The sequence below is a fragment of the Enterococcus sp. AZ009 genome (assembly GCF_050548785.1).
GTDB lineage: Bacteria > Bacillota > Bacilli > Lactobacillales > Enterococcaceae > Enterococcus_D > Enterococcus_D entomosocium.
This window is the reverse complement of sequence record NZ_CP172960.1, coordinates 1,066,991-1,081,039: the sequence shown is the minus strand read 5'-3', so window position 1 is coordinate 1,081,039 and position 14,049 is coordinate 1,066,991. Positions and strand designations below refer to the sequence as shown.

The following is a 14,049-nucleotide window of genomic DNA, read 5'->3' as shown; positions in this document are numbered from 1 at the left end:
AGGAAATGTTACAAAAATGTTTCAATCTAACACTTCCTTTATCTCAGCGATAAATAACAGAACAATTAAAGACCGTTAAATCAATGTTTCTGAATGAAACACCGCGTTTTCTTTTCATTTTCAAAAAATGATGTTCTTTCTATTTTAGTTATTTTTATCACATAAAAGCACCTAAATAAGAGCACTTATAGTTTTTTCGGAATTATCTTAACAAGAAAAACTATGAAAACAAGAAATCTTTCAAAAAAAGACCCTTTATGTGACAAGATTCCTTTTCCTTCCTATAATAAATAAAACAAGCGAGGAGGGAATCGCGATTCGTACACACAAAAAATGGTTTTGGCCATTGGCACTTCTTACACTTTTTGTCACCTGTTTCCTGTTATTCTTTCAATTTCGTAAGGTGCATGAAGCCGATACACCTTTGCAACAGGCAAGCAACAGTGAGTTTTGGCTCTTAAGTGATATTCATTTTCTTTCCTCCACGCTTCATGATAATGGCGAAGCCTTTCAGACCTTCACGCAAGGAGCTGCTGGCAAAGAGATGATGTATCAAGAACAATCAATCGAGGCCTTCACCGCTCAAGCCTTAAAGGAGAAACCAACGGGAATTATTTTGACCGGTGATATGACGCTCAATGGCGAGAAAGCAAGTGCTCAAGAGTTGGCAAGATTGCTTGAACCATTGCAAGAAGCTGGCATTATGGTTTTAGCATTACCTGGCAACCACGAGATTTACAATGGTTGGGCGCGAGCATTTCAAGGTGAAAAGGAATACTATGCCGATCAAATCAGTCCTGAGGATTTTCAAACGATTTTTGCTGAAGGTTACGAAAAAGCCAACAGTATCGACAAGTCTTCCCTTAGCTACAGCATTCAGTTAAATGACAAGTATCGCCTCTTTTTACTAGATTCATGTATCTACGATTCTGAGGTTAATTGGGATGAGCCTACAACGAATGGTGAGTTGAAACCAGCTACTCTAACCTGGTTGGAGGAGCAATTAACCCTGACAAAAGAAGCAGAGCAAGTACCACTGGTCTTTTTACACCATAACTTGTTCAGTCATAATAAATTGTTACAAGACGGTTATGTTCTCAACAACGCCTCTGAGACTGTCGCTTTGTTGGAACGCTTCAACGTGCCAGCCGTTTTCTCTGGTCATATCCACATTCAAGACATTAACGAAGGGAATGATTCGCTTTATGAAGCAGTCACTGGGTCTTATTCAACAGCAGAATTAGGCTACGGCGTCCTTTCTCTTTCTGACAAAGATATCGACTACGAAGCTCGGCAGATTGATCTCGATGCTTGGGCGGCTGAAACGAAGCAAACTGATGAACAGTTACTGGACTATCAAAACTACCAGAAAAATATTTTTGAAAATGACACCGACCAACTGGTCCGCGACCAATTGTCCGCCGTGTCTGAACTGTCAGAAGCCCAGATCACACAACTTTGCACGTTTGTCACGAAGCTGAACACGGCCCTTTTTACTGGCAATGATACTTACTCAGTCGAGGAAATAGCTGCCATCAAAGACTCCGAGGAGTATCAGTGGTTAGCGACCTATTCTTACTTTTTGAAGCAATATGTCGACTCAATGCTCGACGATCAAACCGATGATCGCAAGCTGACGATCCCCCTCACAGCAGAATAAAGCCAAAAAGTGTCTTCTTCCTTTCTTTTAGGAAAAAGACACTTTTTCTTTTCTAATGAACGATAGCCCTCTCGTTTGGGTAAACGAGAAGGCTATCTGACGAGTCAATATTTATTCTTTGAAAGTGCAGCATACTATTACTACTATTATTTATTTCTCATTTAAACGATACAATCCCTAACCTCTATTGTATCCTTGTAACTCTGAAGTTACGCCAGGTTTGAATAAATTTCTTCAAAACAAGTAACGTGTGGTACAAAAATATTTGTCGCTTATCAATAACTATACCACGCAACTAGGCGCCGACGGAAGTAAACTAACTTATTCTTAATCATTACTTAAAACAAAAGGTATTGTTTTCAAACAGTGTTGCTCCTTTAAGAATTCTACGTGAAGCGATTAACCTTCCTGTCATGCATATCTGCTAACCATTCCTATAAGGGAATTCCTTTTATTCAATAGGCAAGTCGTGCTGTTTTAAGAAAGATAATTTATCCCAGTAGCCTCTTTGAAATAAAATTTTATCATTTACTATTTGAAAAAAACCGCAACCTCTCAAACCTAAGGGGTCACGCCACTCTAAAATTGCCCATTGTCCATCTTCGAAAATGTTCTCAACGATACAAACCATTTTTGCGTTAGAAAAATCTTGCTCAAACATCTGCTTGATCGCTTGTTTCCCAACAACTGGCTCATTAGCAACCTGGTGGTTTATTGCATTCTCATCATATAATTCTGAAATAATTTCTACATCTGCCTGATTAAACGCATCAACCCATTGGCAAAGTATTTCTTTTGGCTTCATATAAATCCCCCTCGAAATGTAATCATCTTTGTTCCCATCTCCAATAAAAAAAGCAGCTAATTTGTACCAATATATTCTACTTTTACAATTCATTCAAGACAATATCGATGAAACGAATAAGAAATATCGATCTTTCACATCGATTACTCTTGTATAAGTACGGGGTACCATATATTGAATCGTAGCATGTTTCGCTTTACCTGTTTCTTTATTCCATTCACATGAGTCATGCCATTTGAATCACTAGTAATCATTGCTTTTAATGGTAGCAACGCCACTAAACCTATTCAACCACTTTATTAATTTATTGAATACGGTATACAGCCCCTCTTTCTTTTTATACGCTTATCATCGAATGAGAAATCATAGGTAAGTAAACCGCGACGCTTAGGGCTAGTTGAATAGTGAAATCAAAGATGTACTATTTACCATGTCAGGTCCTCAAAACCTGCAACTATTCTCTTGTAGCAGATCATCAACACCCGATCCATTTCAATATTTATATAAAATAAAACAAAAAAAGCGAGAACCCAATGGATTCTCGCTTGTTAACGTCAATTAACCTTTAACAATGTTTGTTGCTTGTAAGCCACGTTGGCCTTCTTCAACGTCGAAAGTCACTGCTTGACCTTCTTCTAAAGTTTTGAAGCCGTCGCCTTGGATAGCTGAGAAGTGAGCAAATACATCATTGCCGTCTTCACCTGTAATAAATCCAAAACCTTTATCTGCATTAAACCATTTTACTGTACCGTTATTCATAAACGTATACCTCCATATTACACATCGACTGTGTTTATTTGTTTGTAATAGAAAATGATGTGTAATTGAAGTGTGTATCAATAGAAAAGATAAACAAGTATTAACATATCAGAACTTTACCTATTCATCATAGCATGGTTAAAATAAAATAGCAAATAAAGTTGGCTTTTTTTCTTGATAAAAAGCTAAATTGTTAAGAAACCTTATGATTAAGCCTAGCAATTGCTTTATCTGGAAGAATCAAAAATCAAAGAGTTGCGCCGTTTGAAGCAATTACTTTTTTGTACCAATCAAATGACGCTTTCTTGATGCGTTTCTTTGTGCCATTGCCTTCATCGTCTTGGTCGACGTAGATAAAACCATAGCGTTTCGACATTTGTGAGGTCGAAGCACTGATGATATCGATGCAGCCCCATGCCGTATAGCCAAAGACCTCGACGCCATCATGCAACGCTTCATTGATTTGTTCAATATGCTGACGCAGATAGTCGATTCGATAAAAATCATCGATGGTGCCATCTTCGTTTACGACATCCTCTGCTCCCAAACCGTTTTCGGCAATAAACAAAGGTTTTTGGTAGCGATCATAGAGTTGATTCAATGCTGTTCGCAACCCTTTGGGATCGATCTGCCAACCCCATTTACTGCTTGGCAAATAGGGGTTTTTGATCCCACCAGTAATCAAATTCCCGACAGCACTTTCCAATCGTTCTGGATGCGCGCTGACTGCACTGGACATATAGTAACTGAAGGAAACAAAATCCACAGGGTTTTCCCGGATGACTTCTAAATCTCCTGGTTCGATCACCAATTCCACTCCTTTTTCTTCAAACATGCGGTTGGCATATGCTGGATAATAGCCTCTTGCCTGCACATCACTGAAAAAGAGTGAGGTTCGTTGACTTTCGACTGTTTTTTGGACATCATCTGGATCACAGCTGTACGGCGTTAATAATTGATAGCTGATCATACAGCCGACCTTGGCATCGGGAATCAATCGATGGCAAAAGTCAGTCACGATTGCGCTGGCGACAAATTGATGGTGCGCCCCTTGGTACTTGTCTTGTTCAATATTTGGATGGCCTTCTTCAATGATCCCAACACTAACATATGGATGGTGTTTGACACAGTTGATTTCATTAAAAGTCACCCAGTATTTGACTTTCTTTTGGTATCGCTCAATCACGGTCTTGGCAAAACGGACATAAAAGTCGATCACTTGCCGATTCGGCCATCCTCCATACTCAGTCACTAAATACAAAGGCATCTCATAATGGGATAGTGATACCACTGGTTCAATCCCATACTTCAAACATTCATCAAAGACTGCGTCGTAAAATGCCAATCCAGCTTCGTTTGGCTCTACCTCATTCCCCTTTGGAAAGATCCGTGTCCAAGCAATTGACATCCGATAGGCTTTGAAGCCCATCTCAGCAAATAAGCGAATATCTTCTTTAAAGTGATGATAAAAATCGATGCCCTGTCTTTTCGGATAGTATTTCGTGCTGTTAGGATCCTGTGCTTCTGCAACTTGCTGATGAGTCATCATATGCCATTGGTCAGTCCAACGTTCTTTCGGCATTGAGGAATCGAACAGATAGACATCAGAAACCGACAAGCCTTTTCCATCGATCCCAGAACCTCCTTCAACTTGGTTGGCAGCTGTTGCTCCCCCCCAGAGGAAATCTTTTGGAAAATAACTTTTCATTTTACTTGCCGCCTTTCAAAAATGATTCGTACGCCAACGCTTCCCCATTCGTGGCGATCACTTGCTGATAATACGCAAAACTAGCTTTTTTCTTGCGGGAAAGATCTCCGCTACCATCATTTTGCTTATCGACATAGATAAAGCCGTATCGTTTTTCCATCTCTCCTGTCCCCGCAGAAACGATATCGATCGGTCCCCACCATGTATAGCCTAGAATCGTTGCGCCATCTTTGATCGATTCCGCCATTGCCTTTACATGGTCTTTCAAATAAGCCATCCGTTCTTCATCGACGATCGATCCATCTTCATTGACAACATCCTTTAAACCAATTCCGTTTTCAACGATAAATAATGGTTTTTGATAGCGATCAGTCAATTCGCTGCAAACATAGCGTAATGCCAACGGATCGATCGGCCATCCCCAAGCAGTTTCTTTTAGGTAAGGATTCTTTTTCCCCAATAATCCGCCAGTATTACCTAAAATTTTCATGCCCGCTTCATGTAATGAGCTGCGGTAAAAACTAAAGCCTAAATAATCGCAGGTCCCCGCTTTAATGATCGCTAGATCTTCTTCTGTAATGTCCAGCAACAGATGATTATCCTTCACGATGCGGTCGAAGTATTCAGGATACGCTCCTCGCAATTGCACATCACTATAAAACAAAGAACGACGGCGCAGTTGATACGATTCAAAAACATCTTGCGGGTTGCACGTTGCAGGATAAATCGGACTCAGTGACAGCATACAGCCAATCTGATTGTTTTCATCTACTGCCTTCCCATTCAGAACTGCTTTGGCACTTGCAACAAACATATTATGACTCGCTTGATAAAGTGCCTGTAATTTTTCTTCTTCAGTCTCGAAAGAAAACACATCGATACCTGCTGCGAGTAAAGGGATCGTATGGGTATGGTTGATTTCATTGAAAGTCATCCAATATTTCACTTTCCCTTTATAGCGTGCAAAAACCACTTTTGTATACCGATCAAAAAAATCGATCAGTGCACGATTTTGCCAACCACCATATTTCGTTACCAAATGCAGTGGTGTCTCAAAGTGAGCTAACGTAACAACTGGTTGGATCCCTTTTTCATTCAAGGCATCAAATAAATCGTCATAAAATTGTAAACCTGCTTCATTCGGTTCCGTCTCATCCCCATTCGGAAAAATGCGACTCCAAGCAATTGAGGTACGCAAACACTTCAAGCCCATTTCCGCAAACAGTTCAATGTCTTCTGGGTACCGATGATAAAAGTCGATGGCTTCATGGCTCGGATAAAAGTTTTCCTCTTCAAGCTGCAGTGAAACTTGCTCAATACGTTTTTCACCAACTGGTAAAATATCTGCTACGCTTAATCCTTTTCCTCCTTCCAAATAAGCTCCTTCGGCTTGATTTGCGGCGATTGCGCCGCCCCATAGGAAATTTTTTGGAAATACACTCATGAAATCGCTCCTTTTAATAAATCATTTGCTACCAATGCGGTAACGTCTTTTTTCGCTTGATCCACAACTGTCAATGCATCTTCTTTGATCACACTGGTAAAGACCAACATGGTTGTCGGATCATATCCTTTTCCAATAATTTTTGCTAAGTCAAAGGTGCCAATTTTTTGCCCCTTCACGACTTGATCCCCTTGTTTCACCGAAATCTCAAACACGCCTTTTGCTAAATCAACCGTGTCTAAGCCGATATGAACCAACACTTCCGTCCCAGCAGCTGATTGGATCCCAAAAGCATGTCCAGTTGGAAACACTGTCACAACCGTACCAGTAAGTGGTGCATAAATATAGCCGGCTGATGGATAAACGGCTAATCCATCTCCCATTGCTCGAGAAGAAAATACTTCATCTTTGACATCATCAAGCGTGATCGCTTCACCAGCAACTGGTGTCATCACTTGCAGCCCTGCACCTTCTTCTAAAACAGGTTCTAGCGTTTCTTCAAATCCTAATACATAGGTCAAAATAGCAGTACCGAAGAACGCAAAGGCAATGCCGATCAAATAGTACACAAAGGTGTCCCCAAAGAAAGCTGGCAATGTCGTCAATGCTGGAAAAACATAGACGATGGCCTTGGTTTGCATCATGCCCATAAACGCACCAGCAATGGCACCAACGATGGTTTGAGCAATCAACGGCTTTTTAAATTTTACCGAAAGTCCATAGACGATGGGTTCTGTAATTCCTCCAAGCAATGCTGGAAGCAAGGAAGATAGCGCCAGACCTTTGGTTTCTTTTCTGCGAGAGCGTAAAAATACACCTAAAGCAACCCCAGCACTCGCAAATGTTGCTGCTGCGATCATCGGGCGCAGCGTATCATAGCCATATACCGCTAGGTTATTGACCATGATCGGTACAACTCCCCAATGGATCCCGATCATTACTAAGAATGTCCAACCGCCACCGATCAACAAGCCAGCCAACAGCCCACTCTTATCGCTGATAAAGTTCATGGCATTGCCTAAACCGTCCCCAAGCATTACACCTACCGGTCCAATGATCAAAACGGTCAGAGGCACCATGATCAAAAGAGCCACTAGCGATAGAGCAAAAATCTCGATACTCTTAGGAATGATCCGTTTGAGTAGGCGTTCCAAGTGCGAGTAGATATAGATCGAAACGATCGCTGGAATCACGGTACCCGAATACCCCATCAGCACAGCTGGGATGCCAAAGAAATCAACCGTCACACCGTTTTCCGTCACCATTGCTGTAAAATTCGGCTCCAGCAACGCCCCAACGATTGCTAAAGCAATAAACATATTGACTTTGAAAATCCGCGCTGCACTGATCGCTAAAAATAAAGGCAAGAAATAAAAGACACTATTGCCAGCAGCAGCTAATATTTTATAGGTGCTTCCTTCTGCGTCCATCAAATGATAGGTCGTAAAAACAACTAGTAAAGCTTTCAACATCCCTGCCCCTGCAAGCGCAACAATGATTGGATTAAAGATCGCAGACAATACATTGAAGAATCGGATAAATACATTGCCTTGTTTTTCTGTTGATTCTTCGGCATCTCTATCACTTTCCAAAGCGTTTTGGATCGAATACTTGCTCATGATCGTTTGAAAAACATCTGCCACATGATTCCCGATCACGACTTGAAACTGGCCATTTCCTTCAATGACTGACAATACCCCATCAAGCTGCTGAATTTTGTTCTTATTTTTTCGTGCCAACTCGACATCTTTCAACTTAAAACGCAATCTAGTGATGCAATGATACAGGCTAACGATATTTTGTTCCCCACCGACCTGTGCTATAATTTCACTAGCAAGTTTTGAATAATCTTTTGCCAAATGACTCACTCCCGTGTTTGATTTATAAAGCGCTTTATGGCGTTACTATAGCAGATTTTTTTCTCTCACCTGCGAAAGTTCGCAATTTGGAAACTGCTTACAAGAAAGGAAAGAAAATGGGCCTCTTAATCATTCGTTTATTGAATCTTTTAAATAATGCACCCACTGATTCCACCAACTACTATATCGGTTTGACCATGATCAACTATTACGATCAGATCCAAACTCTAAGTATTGGTGAATTCGCCGCTCTTTGCCATGTGTCAAAGTCAACCGTTTCAAAATTCGCCCGTACCTTAGGCTTTGATGACTATGGTGATTTAAAAGACAACGCAGCTTTCATCGAGAACCGCTTCAACAATCCGCTAAATTATCGCTCGAATATTTTGTCTGCTTTGGAGCAAGAAGGCGTAGACTCCTATTTTGACGCAGTGATACAAGACATCGATTATCTGCGGCATCATCTTGATCTGCCAGCCATCGAACGGGTCGCACAAGCAATTGTTTCGCATAAAAATGTCTTTGCTTTTGGAATATTATTCTCAGAATCGGCTGCTATTGATTTCCAGATCAAACTAGCTTACAACGGCAAGTTCATTCGGACCTTCCAAGACGATCTCGTACAAGAAGAAATCATCAAATCTGCCGATGAAGAATCGCTTTTTATTATTTTTACCAATTCCGGTGACTACCTGACCAAGCAACAAATTCGAAATGGAACGCCTCGAAAAGATTTCTTTGATCGAACCAAAGCCAAAGTCATTGTGATCACCGCCAACCCACAGATCTCGGAACTTCCCTTTGTCCAAGAAGCCATCATCTTCCCTCATCAAACCCATTTCCAAACCCATGCCTTTATGTATCAGTTCATCATGGATTTGATCGTATCGAAGTTCAAGCAGTTGACTGATCGAAAGCGAATGTAGTAATGACCCTCCATTATAGAAGAAGTGCATTTCCTCCATAATGGAGGGTTCTTTGTGAATGAGATGTCTCATTCATTCGTAAGCGTCACGCATTTATTCCTAGTTTCTTTGAAATTTTTTTAATCCTAGGCTGATATTTATTAAATTTCTCCTCATTTATGTTTTTTGTTTCACAAACTTCACTTCGGTATGGTATAATCATTTTGTTTTTAAGAAAACTATGGGAATACAAAGGAGAAGGAAACATGAAAAAAACTAAAATCACTTTAATCGCTGCATCATTGCTTATGGGAGGCACTCTTTTAGCTGCATGTAGTTCAGATAACGACACAGCTGCAAGCTCATCATCAACAGCAGCTTCAACTGCTGCATCAACTGAATCATCAGATGATGTTGTTTCAACTGCTTCTATCAGTGACCAAACTTCAGTCATTGAAAAAGCATTGGGTGCAGATGGTAACTGGATCGTTGCTGTAACTGCTGACATGACATTTGATAACGATGTAACCGTTGATGGCGAATTCCATGATAAAGGCGATGACTCAGCTGATATCTACCGTAAATTTGCATTGTACTCACAAGATGAAGACCGCAACGTAACAGCTGAGTACACAGTAACTGTTCCTAAATTGATCGTTAACTCAGAAAACTTCAACATCGTTCACGGTGTAATCAAAGGTGACGTTGAAGTGAATGCAAACGGCTTTGTATTGAACGGTGCAAAAGTTGAAGGTAACGTAACATTCACTTCAAAAGAATTCCAAGATTCAGCAACACTTGACGAAGATGGCGCTTCTGTAACAGGCGACGTAACAGTTAGCGAATAATCTTTCACTGGATTTCTGTGAAATAGATGAAGAAAAAACGAGGTTGACAAGTTGATCATTGATCCTTGTCAACTTTTTTTTGTTTTTTTATAAACAATTGCATCCGCTCTCATTACTAACATTGTGTAAGTAAGAACAAAGCACAAGAAAAAAACTGGCTTGCTTACGCAAAACCAGCTTCTTCTTTAGGCGCTTATTCTTCAATAACTGCCCACTTGTAATCGTATTGCGCACCGGCACCGTGAGAAACGACCCCTTTTACTTTTGGTGCACGTAAATGAGCTTCAACGTTTTGGTACACAGGGATAACCCCTTGTTGATCCATGATGATTTTCTCTGCATCCAACAAATCTTGCCAGCGGGCATCTGGATTGCCAGCATTTGTCGTGGCAGATGATTTCACTGCTGCATCGTACTCATCGCTTGTCCAACGACCTCGGTTGTATGAATTATCGGTTACAAATAGATCTGTAAAACTGCTGGCATCCGCATAGTCAGCACCCCAGCCACCCATAACGACATCAAAATCACCTGAGTTTGAACGATCAAGGCGAACGGAGAAAGGTACTGGACTTAGGCTAACTTTCACCCCATCAAGCGTATCTTGAATCGCACTTTGAATATATTCAATGGCTTTTTTGGTTGAGTCTGTGTCAGAGGCCAAAATTTCAAAACTTAAAGAATCGATTCCCAAAGCCTCTTTGGCTTTTTCCCAATGTTCTTTGGCTTTTTCTTGATCGTATTCAATGACACTTTCCGCTTCATCGACAAAATCAGTATTATCAGTTGGGTTAAAGGTCATTCCTTTTGGTATCAATCCTGTGGAAGCCAATGAACCATCACCTAAAATCGATGTCACTAATGCATCACGATCGATGGCATAAGAGATTGCTTTACGCAGATCCTCATTGCGAAATGGCGAATCTTCTTCTCGCTGATTCAACTCGATATAGGAAGTACGGGCTAATGGTTCTGACACAAACGCTTCATCATTGGCCATTTGCTGCGCCAATTCTCCTGTTAAGATGACGTCGTCCGCTTGCCCATCCTGGAATAGATTCAAAGAGGTCGATGATTCTTTTACGACACTGACATTGATCGTATCAAGTTTCACCGTATCTTTATCCCAATATTGGTCGTTCTTTTCATATGACCATTCTGTATCGGTTCCTGGACCATCAAAGCCAGCTAACACAAACGGTCCATTGTAAACGGCATTGTCGCTTGTTGAAGCATATTGATCGCCGTTGTCTTCTACGACTGCTTGGCTTTGTGGGAAGAAGGATGGAAATGCCAATAAGTATTGGAAGTATGGCGTAGGTGTCGTCAGCGTGATTTCTAATTCATAGTCGCTGACTGCTTTGATCCCCAATTCTGAGGCATCTTTTTCACCTGCTGTTATCGCTTCGGCATTGGTTACGGGCGCAAATAAGTACGCATATTCAGAACCTGTTTCCGCACTTACGGTGCGTTGCCAGCCAAAGACATAATCCGCTGCTGTTACTGGTTCTCCATTTGACCATTTGGCATCTTCACGTAATTTCAATTTATAGGTCAGACCATCTTCACTGACTTCCGCTAATTCGGCGGCACCTGCTGGTTCGGGCTTACTATCAGCATCTAAGCGGTACAACCCTTCATACACATTATTTAAAGCACTGAAACTGATCGTATCGGTGGCTAAGGATAGATCAGCACTAGGCATTTCTTGTTGAACCACAACATTAAAAATTTGTTCGGCAGCTGCTGTCCCACTACCACTTGAACTTTCACCTGTACTTGATGTCCCTCCTGTTGAGCAACCTGCTAATACGATTCCACAAACAGCGATGACACCATATCCCCATTTTTTCTTCATCTTACCTACCCCTTATGAAAATCCAAAATTTTCAGAATTATTACAAAACTCTGAATGTAAATAAGATTTTAATAAATATTAATTATAAAAGCAAGCTATTTTTCTCATTTTATTATTATTTATTTTTTATGTTAACACTGCATGTTATTATTTATGACACAAAAACAAAAAACACAAAGCGAAAGAGATCGCGCTTTGCGCTTTTTTATCTTTGGATAGAAAAGTGGATTACTCCATTTTATAGCTTTGACGCGTCACTTTCCCCTCTCGTACCGCAGCGATAATAGTTGGAATAGCCCCAATCGCCGTAAAGAGATAGACCAGACCTAAGTTCCCGTAATATTGACTCGCTTCCAAATACCCTTCACGAATCAAATCAGGTAAAATACGGAAAGCGTAGAAGACATCAACGTCTGTGTAATAATTCGCTACACTGATCGACCAGTCGATACGATTCCCGACATAGACCATAATGATCATGACGATGATACTACTAATAATACCTTTTGTACTGAGTTTTCCACCTAATAATTCATACCCTTTGATGGCACAGATCGCCATTGCGATTCCAGACAATGCAGCTACATATCCCAGTTGTCCTAATAAAATAATTGCGCCGGCACCAATCAGTGAACCAAGAAACGCGCCCACTGTTCCAGCTAGCCAATTTTCTTTTTTCTGCCCTTTTTCCCGTTCTTGTGCAAGGACCGCTTCTTGTTGTTTCTTAAAGCAAGCTTCACACGCAATGACGGGAGTGCCGCTAATAGCATACAGCGAAACCGGCTCAGTGATCGTTCCGCAGAAGGTACAAGCATTTTGGTAAGCTTTCGTCTTCAAGAAATTCGTCAATTGGTCCAACGCAGTACGGATCTTGTCCACAGTTTTCCCTGCAGTCATCGCTCCGCGTAATGTATAGGCAACTTGATATCCTTGGATCACACAGTCGGTGATCTCTTTTGACTCACTTAAAACTTCTTTGACTTCTTCTTGGTTCGGAAGTTCCCCCTCTTTGCTAAGGGAAAAATGAGCCACAAGAGAATAACTATTGTTATTCTCTTGAACTAAAAAAAGTTTATAACTATGATACGTTCCATAAATCACCCCGGTGGAAGTATCAACTGAGAGCCCCAACGGCTCGGCAAATTTGGTCAATGTCTTCTCGATCTTCTTATTCATTTTTCTCCTTCTTTCCAACAAACACTTACCTTTTTAGGTATAGCTAAAAGTTTAAGGAGAGTAGAAATGAAAGTCAATCAATTTGTTCAAAAAACCTAGTTTTTTTATTTATTCTGTGACAAATCGCCGCAATGCATCAGCAACCCCATGGTCTGTATTGCTAGCCGTCACAAAATCAGCTTTTGCTTTGACCAAATCGGGCGCATTCTCCATCGCAACACCGATACCGGCTGAAGCAATCATTGGCAGGTCATTAAAATTATCGCCGATCGCTAAGGTTTGCGCCAGCGGCACTTGGAAATAGGCCGCTAATTCATTTAGCGCCTTATCTTTTCCCACAGCTTGATGAGTGACTTCCAAATAATTCTCTTTGGATAAATAAAAGGCGCTTTCTAAAAAGTCAGCGTTCTGGCAGGCAGCATGAAGCGCTTGGATTTCTGCCGTTGTGCCGATCAAAAGAAACTTATGTACCTCAAAAGCTTCTTGTGCCAACAGTTGTTCCAATGAAGTTTCCAAAGGGGTCTCTTTGGTAATCGCCGCTTCTGCCTGTGCCCACTGATCCACTCTTTCGCAATACCACTGATCACCAGAGTAGACATTGATGGAAACGGCAGGAAAATCAGCTTTGATGCGAGCAACCAAAGTCTTTGCTTCTGCTTTTTTGACCTCATGACTAAATATTGGTACAAGCGTACCCGTATGATCGTACCGTCCAATCAGGGCACCGTTGTAGCAAGCCAAGGGCCAGTCTTCTATCTCTAATTCTTCAGCTATCGGTAGCATTCCTTTCGGGGAGCGAGCGGAAGCCAAAACAAAAGGAATCGCTTGCTGCTTCAACCGTTTGATTTCTTCAATCAAAACCGGATCGATTTGATGTTTATGATCCAAGATCGTCCCATCGATATCACTTAAAATAAACCCAATCTGCTTTTTTTCCAAATAAACCATCCTTTCCCATTCCCATCCTTTTTACGAAAGCGAATTGATCCATCGCTTTCGACCAAAACAAGCGCCGTTTCCATAAAAC

At 41.1% G+C, this 14,049-nt stretch carries 11 protein-coding genes; 3 read left to right on the top strand and 8 right to left on the bottom strand.

Going from position 1 to position 14,049, the window contains the following annotated elements; all coding sequences use genetic code 11:
* Window positions 1-259 precede the first annotated feature (259 nt).
* Complete coding sequence (locus IGJ74_RS05040) at window positions 260-1,660, top strand: metallophosphoesterase (RefSeq protein WP_087664401.1); 1,401 nt, start codon at window positions 260-262, stop codon at window positions 1,658-1,660.
* Between the two features lie 451 nt (window positions 1,661-2,111).
* On the opposite strand, the gene IGJ74_RS05035 is transcribed toward IGJ74_RS05040, so the two are convergent.
* The 5 genes from IGJ74_RS05035 to IGJ74_RS05015 form a co-directional block, all read right to left on the bottom strand.
* Window positions 2,112-2,465, bottom strand: coding sequence for a nuclear transport factor 2 family protein (locus IGJ74_RS05035; RefSeq protein ID WP_087664402.1), 354 nt, complete (start codon window positions 2,463-2,465; stop codon window positions 2,112-2,114).
* A 558-nt stretch (window positions 2,466-3,023) separates the two neighbouring features.
* Window positions 3,024-3,224, bottom strand: coding sequence for a cold-shock protein (locus IGJ74_RS05030; RefSeq protein WP_005225331.1), 201 nt, complete (start codon window positions 3,222-3,224; stop codon window positions 3,024-3,026).
* A gap of 247 nt (window positions 3,225-3,471) precedes the next feature.
* Window positions 3,472-4,932, bottom strand: a complete 1,461-nt coding sequence (locus IGJ74_RS05025; RefSeq protein WP_087664403.1) for a glycoside hydrolase family 1 protein — start codon at window positions 4,930-4,932, stop codon at window positions 3,472-3,474.
* A 1-nt stretch (window position 4,933) separates the two neighbouring features.
* Window positions 4,934-6,376, bottom strand: a complete 1,443-nt coding sequence (locus tag IGJ74_RS05020; protein ID WP_005237340.1) for a glycoside hydrolase family 1 protein — start codon at window positions 6,374-6,376, stop codon at window positions 4,934-4,936.
* Entirely contained in the window at window positions 6,373-8,244 is a 1,872-nt protein-coding gene (locus IGJ74_RS05015; RefSeq protein ID WP_087664404.1) for a beta-glucoside-specific PTS transporter subunit IIABC, read from the bottom strand. Before IGJ74_RS05015 ends, IGJ74_RS05020 begins: the two co-directional genes overlap by 4 nt.
* Before the next feature lie 107 nt (window positions 8,245-8,351).
* Here IGJ74_RS05015 and IGJ74_RS05010 point away from each other — a divergent pair, with 107 nt between their 5' ends.
* Both IGJ74_RS05010 and IGJ74_RS05005 read left to right on the top strand, forming a co-directional pair.
* The gene (locus IGJ74_RS05010; protein WP_008377267.1) at window positions 8,352-9,161 is read left to right on the top strand and encodes a MurR/RpiR family transcriptional regulator; all 810 of its coding nucleotides are present in this window, start codon (window positions 8,352-8,354) and stop codon (window positions 9,159-9,161) included.
* 245 nt (window positions 9,162-9,406) lie between these two features.
* Complete coding sequence (locus IGJ74_RS05005) at window positions 9,407-9,988, top strand: polymer-forming cytoskeletal protein (RefSeq protein WP_005237347.1); 582 nt, start codon at window positions 9,407-9,409, stop codon at window positions 9,986-9,988.
* A 193-nt stretch (window positions 9,989-10,181) separates the two neighbouring features.
* Here the strand turns inward: IGJ74_RS05005 and IGJ74_RS05000 are convergent, their stop codons facing one another.
* The 3 genes from IGJ74_RS05000 to IGJ74_RS04990 form a co-directional block, all read right to left on the bottom strand.
* Window positions 10,182-11,846 carry a peptide ABC transporter substrate-binding protein gene (locus IGJ74_RS05000; RefSeq protein WP_005237349.1) on the bottom strand — a complete coding sequence of 555 codons (1,665 nt, stop codon included), beginning with the start codon at window positions 11,844-11,846 and terminating at the stop codon, window positions 10,182-10,184.
* Between the two features lie 228 nt (window positions 11,847-12,074).
* Entirely contained in the window at window positions 12,075-13,022 is a 948-nt protein-coding gene (locus tag IGJ74_RS04995; protein ID WP_005237351.1) for a hypothetical protein, read from the bottom strand.
* A 108-nt stretch (window positions 13,023-13,130) separates the two neighbouring features.
* On the bottom strand, window positions 13,131-13,970 hold the full coding sequence (locus IGJ74_RS04990; protein ID WP_005237353.1) for a Cof-type HAD-IIB family hydrolase: 840 nt from the start codon (window positions 13,968-13,970) through the stop codon (window positions 13,131-13,133).
* Window positions 13,971-14,049 lie beyond the last annotated feature (79 nt).

Bases quoted from the DNA above. Each gene is read 5' to 3' on its own strand.
- IGJ74_RS05035 (WP_087664402.1), bottom strand. From the start codon at position 2,465: ATGAAGCCAAAAGAAATACTTTGCCAATGGGTTGATGCGTTTAATCAG.
- IGJ74_RS05030 (WP_005225331.1), bottom strand. From the start codon at position 3,224: ATGAATAACGGTACAGTAAAATGGTTTAATGCAGATAAAGGTTTTGGA.
- IGJ74_RS05025 (WP_087664403.1), bottom strand. From the start codon at position 4,932: ATGAAAAGTTATTTTCCAAAAGATTTCCTCTGGGGGGGAGCAACAGCT.
- IGJ74_RS05020 (WP_005237340.1), bottom strand. From the start codon at position 6,376: ATGAGTGTATTTCCAAAAAATTTCCTATGGGGCGGCGCAATCGCCGCA.
- IGJ74_RS05010 (WP_008377267.1), top strand. From the start codon at position 8,352: ATGGGCCTCTTAATCATTCGTTTATTGAATCTTTTAAATAATGCACCC.
- IGJ74_RS05005 (WP_005237347.1), top strand. From the start codon at position 9,407: ATGAAAAAAACTAAAATCACTTTAATCGCTGCATCATTGCTTATGGGA.
- IGJ74_RS05000 (WP_005237349.1), bottom strand. From the start codon at position 11,846: ATGAAGAAAAAATGGGGATATGGTGTCATCGCTGTTTGTGGAATCGTA.
- IGJ74_RS04995 (WP_005237351.1), bottom strand. From the start codon at position 13,022: ATGAATAAGAAGATCGAGAAGACATTGACCAAATTTGCCGAGCCGTTG.
- IGJ74_RS04990 (WP_005237353.1), bottom strand. From the start codon at position 13,970: ATGGTTTATTTGGAAAAAAAGCAGATTGGGTTTATTTTAAGTGATATC.